Source organism: Streptomyces sp. NPDC044984, assembly GCF_040646935.1.
Lineage (GTDB): Bacteria > Actinomycetota > Actinomycetes > Streptomycetales > Streptomycetaceae > Streptomyces.
The window spans coordinates 1-14,359 of the sequence record NZ_JBEZBE010000023.1 but is presented as its reverse complement, the minus strand read 5'-3'; the positions used below and the strand labels follow the sequence as shown (position 1 = coordinate 14,359).

The 14,359-nt window shown below is 70.2% G+C and carries 13 protein-coding genes and 2 tRNA genes; 5 read left to right on the top strand and 10 right to left on the bottom strand.

The features are described from left to right. Positions 1 to 691 (top strand): hypothetical protein (locus tag AB0A94_RS24100; protein ID WP_361747437.1); only part of this gene is annotated, 691 nt, incomplete at its 5' end. Positions 692 to 757: 66 nt separating this feature from the next. Here the strand turns inward: AB0A94_RS24100 and clpX are convergent. The 5 genes from clpX to AB0A94_RS24075 form a co-directional block, all read right to left on the bottom strand. Beyond that, positions 758 to 2,044, bottom strand: a complete 1,287-nt coding sequence (clpX, locus tag AB0A94_RS24095; protein WP_217127785.1) for an ATP-dependent Clp protease ATP-binding subunit ClpX — start codon at positions 2,042 to 2,044, stop codon at positions 758 to 760. Between the two features lie 180 nt (positions 2,045 to 2,224). Continuing rightward, entirely contained in the window at positions 2,225 to 2,917 is a 693-nt protein-coding gene (locus tag AB0A94_RS24090) for an ATP-dependent Clp protease proteolytic subunit (RefSeq protein WP_030818446.1), read from the bottom strand. A gap of 110 nt (positions 2,918 to 3,027) precedes the next feature. Beyond that, positions 3,028 to 3,633, bottom strand: a complete 606-nt coding sequence (locus AB0A94_RS24085; RefSeq protein WP_024887530.1) for an ATP-dependent Clp protease proteolytic subunit — start codon at positions 3,631 to 3,633, stop codon at positions 3,028 to 3,030. 378 nt (positions 3,634 to 4,011) lie between these two features. Beyond that, positions 4,012 to 5,412 (bottom strand): trigger factor, encoded by a 1,401-nt coding sequence (tig, locus tag AB0A94_RS24080; RefSeq protein WP_361747434.1) that lies wholly within the window; start codon positions 5,410 to 5,412, stop codon positions 4,012 to 4,014. 164 nt (positions 5,413 to 5,576) lie between these two features. Next, positions 5,577 to 5,653: transfer RNA gene (locus AB0A94_RS24075), tRNA-Pro, on the bottom strand. Positions 5,654 to 5,818: 165 nt separating this feature from the next. Between AB0A94_RS24075 and AB0A94_RS24070 the strand changes: the two genes are divergently transcribed. Beyond that, positions 5,819 to 5,889: transfer RNA gene (locus tag AB0A94_RS24070), tRNA-Gly, on the top strand. A gap of 214 nt (positions 5,890 to 6,103) precedes the next feature. Here the strand turns inward: AB0A94_RS24070 and AB0A94_RS24065 are convergent. After that, on the bottom strand, positions 6,104 to 6,298 hold the full coding sequence (locus tag AB0A94_RS24065) for a hypothetical protein (RefSeq protein WP_217127783.1): 195 nt from the start codon (positions 6,296 to 6,298) through the stop codon (positions 6,104 to 6,106). 625 nt (positions 6,299 to 6,923) lie between these two features. On the opposite strand from AB0A94_RS24065, the gene AB0A94_RS24060 reads away from it, so the two are divergent. Then, positions 6,924 to 8,111 carry an acyltransferase family protein gene (locus AB0A94_RS24060; RefSeq protein ID WP_361747432.1) on the top strand — a complete coding sequence of 396 codons (1,188 nt, stop codon included), beginning with the start codon at positions 6,924 to 6,926 and terminating at the stop codon, positions 8,109 to 8,111. On the opposite strand, the gene AB0A94_RS24055 is transcribed toward AB0A94_RS24060, so the two are convergent. Both AB0A94_RS24055 and AB0A94_RS24050 read right to left on the bottom strand, forming a co-directional pair. Continuing rightward, positions 8,108 to 8,560, bottom strand: coding sequence for an HD domain-containing protein (locus tag AB0A94_RS24055; RefSeq protein WP_361747613.1), 453 nt, complete (start codon positions 8,558 to 8,560; stop codon positions 8,108 to 8,110). The two genes, AB0A94_RS24060 and AB0A94_RS24055, sit on opposite strands and share 4 nt — an antisense overlap. 45 nt (positions 8,561 to 8,605) lie before the next feature. Next, positions 8,606 to 9,784, bottom strand: coding sequence for a PP2C family protein-serine/threonine phosphatase (locus AB0A94_RS24050; RefSeq protein WP_361747430.1), 1,179 nt, complete (start codon positions 9,782 to 9,784; stop codon positions 8,606 to 8,608). Between the two features lie 173 nt (positions 9,785 to 9,957). Here AB0A94_RS24050 and AB0A94_RS24045 point away from each other — a divergent pair, with 173 nt between their 5' ends. Further along, entirely contained in the window at positions 9,958 to 11,208 is a 1,251-nt protein-coding gene (locus tag AB0A94_RS24045) for a GNAT family N-acetyltransferase (protein WP_361747428.1), read from the top strand. A 4-nt stretch (positions 11,209 to 11,212) separates the two neighbouring features. On the opposite strand, the gene AB0A94_RS24040 is transcribed toward AB0A94_RS24045, so the two are convergent. Both AB0A94_RS24040 and AB0A94_RS24035 read right to left on the bottom strand, forming a co-directional pair. Beyond that, complete coding sequence (locus tag AB0A94_RS24040) at positions 11,213 to 12,034, bottom strand: DNA-formamidopyrimidine glycosylase family protein (RefSeq protein WP_361747426.1); 822 nt, start codon at positions 12,032 to 12,034, stop codon at positions 11,213 to 11,215. Positions 12,035 to 12,083: 49 nt separating this feature from the next. After that, on the bottom strand, positions 12,084 to 12,569 hold the full coding sequence (locus AB0A94_RS24035) for a ribose-5-phosphate isomerase (RefSeq protein ID WP_361747424.1): 486 nt from the start codon (positions 12,567 to 12,569) through the stop codon (positions 12,084 to 12,086). Between the two features lie 205 nt (positions 12,570 to 12,774). Between AB0A94_RS24035 and AB0A94_RS24030 the strand changes: the two genes are divergently transcribed. Next, positions 12,775 to 14,250, top strand: coding sequence for an amino acid permease (locus AB0A94_RS24030; RefSeq protein ID WP_361747421.1), 1,476 nt, complete (start codon positions 12,775 to 12,777; stop codon positions 14,248 to 14,250). Positions 14,251 to 14,359: the final 109 nt, after the last annotated feature.

The window sequence follows — 14,359 nt, the reverse complement described above, 5'->3', positions numbered from 1 at the left end:
CGTACGTGCGTGCGGCGGCAAGAAGGCCGGGATCATCATCGGCGCGGTGGCGGTCGTCGCGGCCATCGGCGTCGGCGCGTACTTCGTGATCGGCGGAGGCGGCGGCGGTGCGGACATCGCGGACGACGGGCCGCACAAGCTGGAGCCGCCGGCCTCGGTCGGCGAGTACAAGAAGGGCGGCTCCGGTTCGAGCGACGGCGGTCCGACGGGGGCCGAATCCGCCGCCGACCTGGAGAAGCTCGGCATCGAGAGCGGCACGGTGGTGAAGGCGTCCTACACCAGCGGCTCGTCCACCGAGCTCGGCAAGGCCATGTCCTTCAACGGCGCCTACGGGGAGATCGGCGACCCGGAGGCCACCATCGACAAGGGCTTCGCCACCGCCCACGAGAGCTCCAAGGACACCGGCGACAACGCGGGTGAGGCCGAGAAGGTCACTTGGAAGGGCAGCCCGGAGACGGTCGAGCCGAACGGTCTCGACGGCGCCGTCATGAAGTGCCAGACGGCCTCGATCTCCGAGGGCACGACCGCGCTCGAGATGCCCATATGCGTGTGGGCCGACCACAGCACCTACGGCGTGGTCAACGGACTGGACCTGGCCGCGGCAGGCAAGGGGGGCAGCGGCGGCCTGGCCACGGACGACGTCGCCTCGTTCGCCGCCGAACTGCGCTCCGCGGCGCGGGTCAAGGCCTGAACCGTACGAACGCCGAAGGGGCCCCGGGTCGACCGGGGCCCCTTCGCGTTGCCGCCGCTGCGGCGGTTACGCCGTCTTCTGCTCGCCCGGGCCCCGGCCGCGGGCGTCGCGCGGGATCAGGGTCGGGTTGACGTTGGAGAGGACCACGTCGGCCGTGATGACCACGCGGGCGACGTCCTTGCGGGACGGGACCTCGTACATCACGCCCTGGAGGACCTCCTCCATGATGGCGCGCAGGCCGCGGGCGCCGGTCTGGCGGAGGATGGCCTGGTCGGCGATGGCCTCCAGCGCCTCGCGCTCGAAGTCCAGCTCCACACCGTCGAGTTCGAAGAGGCGCTGGTACTGCTTGACGAGTGCGTTGCGCGGCTCGACCAGGATCTGGAGCAGGGCCTCGCGGTCGAGGTTGTGGACCGAGGTGATGACGGGGAGCCGGCCGATGAACTCGGGGATCATGCCGAACTTGACCAGGTCCTCCGGCATGACCTCCTCGAACTGGTCCTTGGACTCCCGCTCCTGCTTGGAGATGATCGTCGCGCCGAAACCGATGCCCTTGGCTCCCGCCCGGCCCTCGATGATCTTCTCCAGTCCGGCGAAGGCGCCGCCCACGATGAACAGCACGTTCGTCGTGTCGATTTGGATGAACTCCTGGTGCGGGTGCTTGCGGCCGCCCTGCGGCGGGACCGAGGCCGTGGTGCCCTCGAGGATCTTCAGCAGGGCCTGCTGCACGCCCTCACCGCTGACGTCACGGGTGATCGACGGGTTTTCACTCTTCCGGGCGACCTTGTCGATCTCATCGATGTAGATGATCCCGGTCTCGGCCTTCTTGACGTCGTAGTCGGCCGCCTGGATCAGCTTCAGCAGGATGTTCTCGACGTCCTCACCGACGTACCCCGCCTCCGTGAGCGCCGTGGCGTCGGCGATCGCGAACGGGACGTTCAGCATGCGGGCGAGGGTCTGGGCCAGCAGGGTCTTGCCGGAGCCGGTGGGGCCCAGCAGGAGGATGTTGGACTTCGCCAGCTCGATGGCGTCGTCACGGCCCTGGGCGCCGCCGTTCTCGCCGGCCTGGACGCGCTTGTAGTGGTTGTACACGGCGACGGAGAGGGCCTTCTTGGCCGCCTCCTGCCCCACCACGTACCCCTCGAGGAACTCGTAGATCTCGCGGGGCTTGGGAAGCTCCTCCCAGCGGACCTCGCTGGTCTCGGCGAGCTCTTCCTCGATGATCTCGTTGCAGAGATCGATGCACTCGTCGCAGATGTACACACCGGGCCCTGCGATGAGCTTCTTGACCTGCTTCTGGCTCTTGCCGCAGAACGAGCACTTGAGCAGATCGCCGCCGTCACCGATGCGTGCCACGGTGTGCTTCCCCTTCGCCTGGGAGACGCGGACGCGGGCGTCCGGCGGCTCCTGGTGCTGCCTTATGTCCGACGGTACCTTGCCTGGCCCCCCGTTCGGGCCCCCCTTGGCACGGTTCACTTTGACGTGGACCGTGCCAAACCGTGCCAAGGGGCGGCAGACGTCACTCCCCGCCCCGCGTCAGCGCAGGCTGGAGTTGTCCATCTTCCGGGTGGTGATGATCTGGTCGATCAGGCCGTACTCCAGCGCGTCCTCGGCCGTGAGGATCTTGTCGCGCTCGATGTCCTCGCGGATCTTGTCGAGCGGCCGGGTGGAGTGCTTGGCCAGCATCTCCTCCAGCTGGCTCCGCATCCGGAGGATCTCGTTGGCGGCGATCTCCAGGTCGGAGACCTGACCGCGGCCGGTCTCGCTGTACGGCTGGTGGATCAGCACGCGCGCGTTCGGCAGCGCCATGCGCTTGCCGGGCGTGCCGGCGGCCAGCAGGACGGCGGCGGCGGAGGCCGCCTGGCCCATGCAGACCGTCTGGATGTCCGGCTTCACGTACTGCATCGTGTCGTAGATCGCCGTGAGCGCGGTGAAGGAGCCGCCGGGGCTGTTGATGTAGACCGAGATGTCCCGGTCGGGGTCCATCGACTCCAGGCACAGCAGCTGCGCCATGACGTCGTTGGCGGAGGCGTCGTCGATCTGGACGCCGAGGAAGATCACGCGCTCCTCGAAGAGCTTCGCGTACGGGTCGTACTCGCGGATGCCCTGGGAGGTGCGCTCGACGAAGCGCGGGATGACGTAGCGGGACTCGGCCGAGGGGCCGGTGTACCGGCTCTCGGAGGCGGCGGGCGTGCGGTCGTACAGGCCGCTGCCGGGGAAGCTGTTCACGGTGTCTCCTGAAAGGGGCTGAGGCGGTCGGCTGGGGCTGCTGGGGCTTTCCACCGGGCCCGGGGGCCGGTGGGGCGTTCACGGGGCCGCGAGGGCTCCCGTGCGGCCGCTCAGGCCCCGGTGCCGCCGCCGCCCGGCATACCGGCGGCCGTGGCGATCACGTCGTCGATGAGGCCGTACTCCTTGGCCTCGAAGGCGTCGAACCAGCGGTCACGGTCGGAGTCACGGGTGATCTGCTCGACCGTCTGGCCGGTGTGCTGGGACGTCAGCTCGGCCATGCGCTTCTTGGTGTGCAGCAGTCGCTCGGCGTGGATCTTGATGTCCGAGGCCGAGCCGGCGAGACCGGCGGACGGCTGGTGGATCAGGATCTCGGCGTTCGGCAGCGCGAAGCGCTTGCCGGGGGTGCCGGCGCTCAGCAGGAACTGGCCCATGGAGGCCGCCAGGCCCATGGCGATCGTCACCACGTCGTTCTTGATGTACTGCATGGTGTCGTAGATCGCCATGCCGGCCGTGATGGAGCCGCCGGGGCTGTTGATGTACAGGTAGATGTCCTTGTCCGGGTCGGAGGCAAGGAGCAGCAGCTGTGCGGTGATCTTGTTGGCAATGTCGTCGTCGACCGGCTGGCCGAGGAAGATGATCCGCTCGCCGAGCAGCCGGTTGTAGACCTGGTCGCCGAGGCCACCACCGATGGAGGGCTCGCCGGCGGCTGAGGGCATCAGATTCGTCACGTATCCACCTGCTCGTCTTACGACGGCGCCGGGCCGTCTCACGTGTCCCTACGGGGGCGGAGCCGTATTCGGTGACTCACGTCCCCTGGTATTCAAGGACCCTAACGCGGTGACTCCGCCAGGGAATCCCGGTAACGGGAGTGTTCGCCGGGGGCGTAGAGGGGTGTACTCCGCGGGGAGCGCCGTTCGCCTTTCCGGCGGGGGGCCACTGGTCCGTGGGCGGCTGCGGCCCGGTGGGGGCCGGCCGCGCCCGCGCGGCGGAGCCGCACGTCGATGCCGCCCCGCGCCCCTGAGGGCAGGCGACGGGCCCCGGGTCACAACGTACCCGGGGCCCGTTTCACACGCTCGTCAGAGGTGACGCGAGGGTCAGCCCTCGGTCTTCTCCTCGGCCGACTCGGCCTTCTCCTCGGCCGGCTCGGTGGCGGTCTCGGCGGTCTCCGCCTCGTCCGTCTCCTCCTCGTCCTCGAGGTCGACGATCTCGCCGTTGGTGTCCTTGACCGTGGCCTTCTCGACCACGGCGGCCAGGGCCTTGCCGCGGGCGACCTCGCCGACGAGGAGCGGGACCTGGCCCTGCTCGACGACGGCCTGGGCGAACTGGTCGGGGGACATTCCGGAGGAGGCGGCGCGCCGCATGAGGTGCTCGGTGAGCTCCTCCTGGTTGACGTTGAGCTTCTCCTGCTTGACGAGCTCGTCGAGCACGAACTGGGTCTTGATGCCCTTGACCGCGGCCTCGCGGGTCTCGGTCTCGAACTCCTCCTCGGTCTTGCCCTGGATCTCCAGGTACTTCGCGAGGTCGAGGCCCATCTGGCCGAGCTGGTGGTGCTCGAGGTTGTGCTTGCGGGTGTTGATCTCGTCCTCGAGCAGCTTCTCGGGGACCGGGACCTCGACCAGCTCGAGCAGCTTCTCCAGGACGCGCTCCTGGGCCTGCGTGGCCTGGTCGTACTCCTTCATGTTCTCCAGGCGCTTGCGGCTGTCCGCCTTCAGCTCCTCGAGGGTGTCGAACTCGGACGCGAGCTGGGCGAACTCGTCGTCCAGCTCCGGCAGCTCACGGGCGGCGACCTGGGACACCTTGACGGTGACCTCGGCCTCCTTGCCGGCCGCCGAACCGCCCTTGAGCTCGGAGGTGAAGGTGGCCTCGCCACCGGCCTCCAGGCCCTTCACGGCGTCGTCGATGCCGTCCAGCAGCTCGCCGGAGCCGATCGTGTACGACACGCCGTTCGCGACGCCGTCCTCGAGGACCTCGCCGTCGACCTTGGCCTCCAGGTCGATGGTGACGACGTCGCCCTCCTCGGCGGCGCGCTCCACCGGGGAGGTGGAGGCGAAGCGCTCGCGGAGCTGCTCGACCGACTTCTCGACGTCCTCGTCGGTGACCTCGACGGCGTCGACCTCGACCTCGATGCCGGAGTAGTCCGGGATCTCGATGGTCGGGCGGATGTCGACCTCGGCGGTGAAGTTCAGCGTCTCGCCGTCCTTCAGCTCCGTGATGTCGACCTCGGGCTGGCCCAGCGGGCTCAGCTCGGCGTTGTTGACGGCGTCGGTGTAGAACTTCGGGAGGGCGTCGTTGACGGCCTCCTCCAGCACCGCACCGCGGCCGAAGCGCTGGTCGATGACCCGGGCCGGGACCTTGCCCTTGCGGAAGCCCTTCACCGTGACCTGCTGGTTGATCTTCTTGTACGCCGCGTCGAGGCTGTCCTTGAGCTCCTCGAAGGGCACCTCGACAGTGAGCCGAACCCGGGTCGGGTTCAGGGTCTCCACGGCGCTCTTCACGGTTCGGTCTCCTTGTGGCTGACTTCTCGGGTTCTGCCGGGACCAGAGGGGTCCGGCCGATTCGCCGCCCGGAGGACGTCAGAGACACACGGGCGTGCAGCTTGCATAGTAACGGCAGCGGCTACGGCACCCAAAAGGCGATCACCGGTGCATGAGCAGGTGGCTGGTCGGGGTGGCGGGATTTGAACCCACGGCCTTCCGCTCCCAAAGCGGACGCGCTACCAAGCTGCGCCACACCCCGTCTGGTGCGACACGTAGGGTACATGCACCCGGGCGAAACGGCCGCCGCGTTTCGCGGGCGCGGTGCGGCGCCGGGGGCGGTCCGGAAACGGGGTGTGCAACGGGGGCCCACGACCCGCTACGATGCCTGTCAGTGCCGCAGTCACCGACGCGCGGCGCGCTTCGTGCGGGCGTAGCTCAATGGTAGAGCCCTAGTCTTCCAAACTAGCTACGCGGGTTCGATTCCCGTCGCCCGCTCTTCACGGCTCAGGGCCGGGCCGGAGGATCATTCCTCCGGCCCGGCCCTGATCGCGCGGGCCCGGCGGGTGCGGAAGAGGGCACCGTGAGCGCCCGGGGCGGGACGGTCTGCGACCTCGGTGAGGGTGACGGGCGCGGTCCTCGGTGCGATCGGCACGGCCACCGGGACGGCGGGGCCGGCCCGTGCCGTCGGCGGTCGGGGTTCCGGCGCCCCTCAGAAGCTGATCGAGTTGATCATCTCGGCTATCGAGTCCAGGAACCGCTGGATGTCGTCGGCCATGCCGGTGGAGGCGAGGAAGAAGCCGAAGAGGACGGCGACGATCGCCGGCCCGGCCTTGATGGAGCCGCTTCTCATCAGCACCACCAGGATGATCGCCAACAGCAGCACGACGGACAGTGAAATGGCCACAACTGATCACACCCTCGGTCGGTTCCGCTTCCCCGGCCCGGGCGACGCGACCCCGCGCACCCCGCCAGAACCATCGTGCCACCAACACGGCCGCCCTATGCGGCGGCTGACGCATCATCCGTCCCGGCGCGGCCGGACCCGCCCGCGCGCGGCCGTCCGCGCGGGCCAACGGCGGTGCGTCATACGGCAATTCGAAAGAACACCCGCGCAGGGAATTCAACCGGATCATTTCCGTCTCCACACAATGCGTTCGCAGCCAATTCGAATTGCCGCCGCAGATGTTCCGGCGGACCTTCCCGCAATGCCGGAAAGACGCACCGAAGCTGGACATATCACCGGTGTCGCCTGCCGGTCTCATGCAGGACTCAGTCCGGAATAATCATGACAAGGGCGGCCCGCGCGACGATCAAGTTCCCTCTGCGCACGGAGTGTCGGCCGTCACGCCGACCACGTCGCACACTTTCCCCGATCCGGGGTATCCGAGCCCAATACCAGGAACGACGTCGGACGTTTTACGAAATCCCGCGGACAACGCTAGGGTGCCTCAGATGTTCCACGCTGCCTCGTCCCCCGCAAGCGCAGCGAGCTCACCGATCGACTTCCCGAGTCCCCGCCGGGAGGGTCAGTGACGAACTCGCAGCGACCGTACGGCAACCGCAGAACGCCGCTCCCCCCGGCACGGTCTCCGGCACCCGGAGTACCGAGTCCGCGCACGGGGAACCGGCGCGGTGACCGGCCGGCGCCGTCCGGCGGACAGCGCGACGCGTTCTTCGACAACGCCAAGTACCTGGCGATCGTGCTGGTGGCGGTCGGTCACGCCTGGGAGCCCCTCAAGGGCGACAGCCGGGTCCTGGAGGCGGCGTACACGGTCGTGTACTCGTTCCACATGCCGGCCTTCATCATCATCTCCGGCTTCTTCTCGCGCAGTTTCGACATGCGGCCCGACCGGCTGCGCCGGCTGATCACCGGCGTCGCCGTGCCGTACATCGTGTTCGAGACCGCCTATCCCCTGTTCAGGCGGGTCGTCGACGACGCCCCGGAGCAGGAGATCAGCCTGCTCGACCCCTGGTACCTGACCTGGTTCCTGGTCGCGCTGTTCGTGTGGCGGCTGACCACGCCGATCTGGAACACGGTACGGCACCCGCTGCCGCTGGCCCTCGGCATCGCCGTGCTGGCCAGTGTCACCCCGGGGATCGGCGACGATCTCGACCTGCAGCGCGTGCTGCAGTTCCTGCCGTACTTCGTGCTCGGCCTGTGCATGAAGCCGGAGCACTTCCACCTGGTGCGCCGCCGGTCGGTGCGGATCGCGGCGGTGCCGGTGTTCGCGGCGGCGCTGGCCTTCGGCTGGTGGGCGGTGCCGCGGATGAACACCGCCTGGTTCTACCACCGTGACGCCGCGCAGGAGCTGGGCGCGCCGTGGTGGGCCGGCCCGGTCATGGTGTTCGCGTTGTTCGGCTGCTCGCTGCTGCTGACCGCGTGCTTCTTCGCCTGGGTGCCGGGCCGCCACCTGTGGTTCACGGCGCTCGGCGCGGGCACCCTGTACGGCTATCTGCTGCACGGCTTCGTGGTGAAGGCCGGCGACTACCGGGGCTGGTTCGACCACTCCGTGCTGCACCGGCCGCTCGGCGAGATCGCGGTGAGCGTCCTGGCGGCGGTCGTGGTGACGCTGCTGTGCACCGCTCCCGTGCGGCGGGTGTTCCGGTTCGCGATGGAGCCGAGGATGGAGTGGGCGTTCAAGCGGGACGCCGCCGAACTGGCCCGCGAACGCGAGCGGCGGCAGCAGGCGGAGACCCGCGAGAAGGTCCCCGCCTAGGAGTTCCCCTCCTCCGCCACGAGACCGAGGAGTGCGCGCATCCGCGCGTACTTCCCGGTCAGCCGGGTGCGGGTCGGCCCGTCCAGTACGGCGAGGCGGGCCGGGTCGGCGTTGTGCGCCAGGTCCGCCTCCTTCACCAGCAGCGCGCCGGGGGTGGCGAGGATCCGGGCCGCGTACGCCTCGGGGGACTCCCCGGGCCGCTTGGTGACCGCGAGGACGATGTCCTTGGTCCGCCGGGTCAGTGCGGCCTCCTCCAGCCGGCGCCGTGACAGCCTGCCGTCCTCGACGGCGTCGTGCAGCCAGGCCGCCGCGATCTGCTCCTCGTCGCCGCCGCGCGCCCGCACCCCCTCGGCGACGGCCCGGAGGTGTTCGGCGTAGGGCCGGCCCGCCTTGTCGGTCTGGCCGGCGTGCGCGGCGCGGGCGATGGCCTCGACCTGGGCCGTGGTCATCGGCGCGGGCGGTGTCGTCTCGGTCACCCGCCCAGTGTGCACGGGTCAGCGGGGAGCGGCGGCCGTCGGACCCTCACGGCAGATGAGCAGCAGCGCACGGTCGTCGTTGACGTCCTTGGCGACCGCCTCGATGAGGTGCCAGGCGGCACCGTGGAAGCCGCCGGCGACGTAGCGGTCGGCCTCGCCGGTGAGGCGGTCGATGCCCTCCACGATGTCCCGGTCGGAGGTCTCCACCAGGCCGTCCGTGAACAGCATCAGCACGTCCCCGGAGCGCAGGGTGCCCTTCACCGAGTCGAACTGGGCGCCGTCGTACACGCCCAGCAGCGGGCCGTCGGCCGCCTTCTCCTCCCAGCGGCCGCTGCCCGCGCTGAGCTGGAGGCCCGGCGGGTGCCCCGCGGAGTAGAGCTCGTAGTCGCCGGAGTCCAGGTCGAGCACCAGGTGGATGGAGGTGGCGAAGCCCTCGTCCCAGTCCTGGCGCAGCAGGTAGCCGTTGGCGGCCGGCAGGAAGGCGTGCGGCGGGAGGCTGCCGAGGAGGCCGCCGAAGGCGCCGGAGAGCAGCAGGGCGCGCGAGGCGGCGTCCATGCCCTTGCCGGAGACGTCGGTCAGCACGACCTCCAGGGTGCGCCCGCCGTTGGTGCGGGCCGCGACCACGAAGTCGCCCGAGAACGACTGTCCGCCGGCCGGGCGCAGGGCCATCTCGCGGTGCCAGCCGTCCGGGAGTTTCGGCAGCTTGCTCTGCACCCGGATGCGTTCGCGCAGGTCGAACAGCATGGTGCCGCCGCGCCGCCAGGGCACGCCGACCCGGCTGCGGAACTGGGCGACGAGCAGCCCGAAGAAGCCGCAGCCGGCGACGGTGAGGACCACGCCGGGGGTGACGCGGGCCGCGCCCTCGGTGTAGGGACCGAGCTGCACCGACTCCACGATCAGCGCCGTCGCCGCGGCGGCGTACAGGCCGAGCAGGCTCGCCGGGCGCAGCAGCAGGCCGCCGACGACGATCGGGAGGACCAGCGTGGCGGGTGCGCACCACACGGAGTTGGCGAGCGTCCCGGCCGTGATCAGCGGGACGGTGAGGAGCAGTCCGGCGAGTGCGACCCAGTCGGAGCCGTCCCCGCGGAAGTAGTCGACCGCGCTCCGGCGCATGCCGACGCGGGCCCGGTGCCACTGCTTCTTCAACCGGGCCGTGAACGTCTCGGCTTCCGCGCGCCGCTCTCGTCCTGCTGCCATTAGTTCGGGACCCTATCCATCAGACCGGCCACTTGGCACGGGAGGTCCTGGTTGTCCCCTTGTCGGGGCCGACTTCACAGTCAACTTCACAGTCAACTTCACCGGACGCCGTCGTGGGGCCGCCAGCGGAAAATTGCCTCGCTCGTCCCGTACCGCCCTGGTAGGCATGGCTCATGGCGAACGAACAGGCGGACCTCGCAACCGGACTTCGAGTGCTGCATCCGGACGATTGGGACAAGTGGTACGCGAACCTGATCCGTGCGTTCGGCGGCGCCGAGGAGGCGGACGAGGAGCGCGAACTGTGGAACTCGCTCACCGAGTACGACCGTTTCCTGGGCGTCTGGGACGGTGACGCGTGCGTGGGGACGGCGGGAGCGTTCTCGTTCCGGCTGACCGTCCCCGGCGGTGAGTCCGTTCCGGCCGCGGGCATCACGGGGGTCAGCGTGGCCGCCACGCACCGGCGGCGCGGCATGCTGCGGACGATGATGCGGCGCCAGCTGGACGACATCCGGTCCTGGGGCGAGCCGCTGGCGGTGCTCACCGCGTCGGAGCCCGCGATCTACGGCCGGTTCGGGTACGGGGCGGCCGCCTTCCAGCTGAACGCCGAGATCGACACGAGCCGTACGCGTCTGTCGGTCCCGCCGGGCACGGACGACGTACGGGTGCGGTACGCGGCCCCCGCCGACGTGCTCGACGCGTGCGAGGCGGTGTACGCCCGGCTCGTGCCGGGCCGGCCGGGGATGCTCGCGCGCCGGCCCGGCTGGGAGCGGCTGGGGACGCTGGACCCGGCGAGCGGCCGGGACGGGGCGTCGCCGCTGCAGTGCGTCGTCGCCGAACGGGACGGCGAGACGGTCGGGTACGCGTGGTTCCGGGTGAAGGGGGAGTACGGTCCGGCGGGACACGAGGGCTCGGTGATCCTGAGCGCCCTGAGCGCGCTGGATCCGGCGGCGGACGCCGCGCTGTGGCGGTTCCTGTTCGGCGTCGACCTGACGTCGACGCTGGTGGCGCGCGGCCGGCCGGTCGACGAGGCGTGGCAGTACCTGGTGTCCGACATCCGCCGGTGCCGGCCGGAGATACGGGACTCGCTGTACGTACGGCTGGTCGACGTCGGGGCGGCGCTCCAGGCACGGACGTACCGGGCGCCGGTGGACGTCGTGTTCGAGGTGGAGGACGCCTTCTGCCCCTGGAACGCGGGGCGTTGGCGGCTGAGCGGGGACGCCAAGGGCGCGTCCTGCGAGCGTACGGAGGACCCGGCCGACCTCGCCCTGTCCGTACGGGAGCTGGGCGCGGCGTATCTGGGCGGGGTGGGCCTCACCGCGCTCGCGGCGGCCGGCCGGGTGGCGGAGCTGCGGCGGGGCACGCTGGCGGAGGCGTCCCTGGGGTTCGGGAGCGACCCGGCGCCGTGGCTGCCGCACGGGTTCTGAGCGCTCAGCGGCGCTGGCACCCCGGGCACCAGAACAGGTTGCGGGCGGCGAGATCGGCGGTGCGGATCTCGCCGCCACAGATGTGGCAGGGCAGGTGGGCCCTGCGGTAGACGTACACCTCGCCGCCGTGGTCGTCGACGCGCGGCGGGCGGCCCATGGCCTCCGGGGTGTGTTCGGGGCGGACGGTGTCGATGCGGTTGTCGCGCACGCCCTCGCGCATCAGCGCGACGAGGTCGGCCCAGACCGCGTCCCACTCGGCCGGGGTGATGTCCCGGCCCGCGCGGTAGGGGTCGATCCCGTGCCGGAAGAGGACCTCGGCGCGGTAGACGTTGCCCACGCCCGCGATGACCTTCTGGTCCATGAGGAGGGCGGCGATCGTCGTACGGCTGCGGCCGATCCTGCGGTACGCGAGCGCCGGGTCGGCGTCCGGGCGGAGCGGGTCGGGGCCGAGGCGGTCGTGGACCGCCCGCTTCTCGCCGTCCGTGATCAGGGCGCAGGTGGTGGGGCCGCGCAGATCGACGTACGACAGGTCGTCGGCGAGGCGGAGCCGGACGGTGTCCGTGGGCGGCGGCGCCGGGGCCGGGCCGAAGGTGACCTTGCCGAAGAGGCCGAGGTGGATGTGGACCCACTCGGCGGGCTCGGCGTCGCCGAAGCCGAGGAACAGGTGTTTTCCGTGGGCGTCGGTGGTGTGCAGCGGCGTGCGGTCGAGGAGGGCGGCGGCGTCGGCGAACTTGCCCTGGGGGCTGGTGACGCGGAGGGGGGTGCCGGCCCGGAAGGCCGCGGCGTAGTCCTCGGCCAGCCGATGGATCGTGTGACCCTCGGGCACGGGTCGGTCCCCCTCGCTCGTTCCTCTTCCGCTGCGTCCCGCTCGCCCGCTACTGCTGCGGGTGGTGGGCCGGGATCGGCGGGAGGCCGCCGCCGGTCTCGTAGGCGGCGAGCATGTCGATCCGGCGGATGTGGCGCTCGTCGCCGGAGAACGGGGTGCTCAGGAAGGTCTCGACGAACTTCGTCGCCTCGTCCCGGGTGTGCATGCGCGCGCCCACCGCGACCACGTTGGCGTTGTTGTGCTGGCGGCCCAGGGCCGCCGTCTCCTCGCTCCACGCCAGGGCCGCCCGTACGCCCTCGACCTTGTTCGCGGCGATCTGCTCGCCGTTGCCGGAGCCGCCGATCACGATGCCGAGGGCGCCCTCGTCCGCGGCGGTCCGCTCGGCGGCGCGGAGGCAGAAGGGCGGGTAGTCGTCCTGGGCGTCGTAGATGTGCGGGCCGCAGTCGACGGGCTCGTGGCCCGCCGCCTCGAGCCATTCGACGAGGTGGTTCTTGAGTTCGTAGCCCGCATGGTCCGAGCCGAGATACACGCGCATGGTCCGAGTGTGACACGGGGGTTCACGGGAAGGCGCGCCGGGTGCCGCAGCCGAAAACGTGAGGAGAATTACAGAACCTCAGGAAAAGCTCAAGTAACAATATGGATTCGAAGGTTCCCCAATTCGATGGCCTCCGTTTCACTGGTCCGGCCCGTAGACCCGTACGGAGTACAGCTCCCCCCACGGCGCAAAGGAAATCTCTTCCATGACCTCGCAGCCGACCCTGAGAACAGCCGGAAGCGGCCCCGGAGACCCCGGAGAGTCCGGCAGCAGCCCCTCGGAACACGATTCCGGGCTTCAGGCCGGGCTCAAGAACCGCCATCTGTCGATGATCGCCATCGGCGGTGTCATCGGCGCCGGCCTCTTCGTCGGCTCCAGCTCCGGCATCGCGACCGCCGGCCCCGGCATCCTCCTGTCGTACGCCCTCGTCGGCACGCTCGTGGTGCTGGTGATGCGGATGCTCGGCGAGATGTCCGCGGCCAACCCGACGTCCGGGTCCTTCTCCGCGCACGCCGACCGGGCGCTCGGTCCCTGGGCCGGGTTCACGATCGGCTGGCTCTACTGGTTCTTCTGGGTCGTCGTCCTCGCGGTCGAGGCGACCGCCGGTGCCGCGATCCTCGAGGGGTGGATACCGGCCGTTCCGCAGTGGGGCTGGGCGCTCATCGTGATGGTGGTGCTGACCGCCACCAACCTGGTGTCCGTCGGCTCCTACGGCGAGTTCGAGTTCTGGTTCGCCGGAATCAAGGTCGTCGCCATCGCCGCGTTCATCGTCGTCGGCGGGCTGGCCGTCTTCGGTGTGCTGCCCGGTGTCGACAGCGACCAGGCCGGCCTCGCCAACCTCACCGACCACGGCGGCTTCCTGCCCAACGGCGCCGGCGCGATCCTCACCGGCATCCTGCTCGTCGTCTTCTCCTTCATGGGCAGCGAGATCGCCACCCTGGCCGCCGGCGAGTCGGAGGACCCGCAGCGGGCCGTCACCAAGGCCACCAACAGCATCATCTGGCGGATCGGCGTCTTCTACCTCGGCTCGATCCTCGTCGTGGTCTGCCTGCTGCCGTGGGACAGCGAGTCCATCACCGAGGACGGCTCCTACGTCGCCGCCCTGGACTCCCTCGGCATCGCGCACGCCGGTCAGATCATGAACTTCATCGTGCTGACGTCCGTGCTGTCCTGCCTCAACTCCGGGCTCTACACGGCCTCCCGGATGGCCTTCTCGCTCGGCCGGCGCGGGGACGCGCCGAAGGCGTTCGCCCGGACCACGGGCCGCGGTGTGCCGCGCACGGCGATCCTCGTGTCCGTGGTGTTCGGCTTCGTCGCCGTCTTCTTCAACTACAAGTTCCCGGACTCCGTCTTCCTCTTCCTCGTCAACTCCTCCGGAGCGGTCGCGCTGTTCGTGTGGCTGGTGATCTGCTTCTCGCAGCTGCGCATGCGGAAGATCATCCAGGCGGAGGCGCCGGAGAAGCTGGTCGTGCGGATGTGGCTGTACCCGTACCTGACGTGGGCCAGCGCCGCGCTGATCGTGTTCGTGCTCGGCTACATGCTCACCGACACCGAGCACAACGGGCGCACGACGGTGCTGCTGTCGCTGCTGGTCGCCGCGGTCGTGCTGGTCGTCGCCGTCGTCAAGCAGCGGATGGCCGGACGCCGCGCGGAGGACCGGGACGGGATCCCGGCCGGCTGAGGCACCCGTCCGTACGGCAGGAGGCTCGGCGGGGCGCCCTACGGCGCCCCGCCCGAACACCGCGTTCAGCTTCATCGTCGAAGAGCACACGTTTCTACGGCGGACCGGC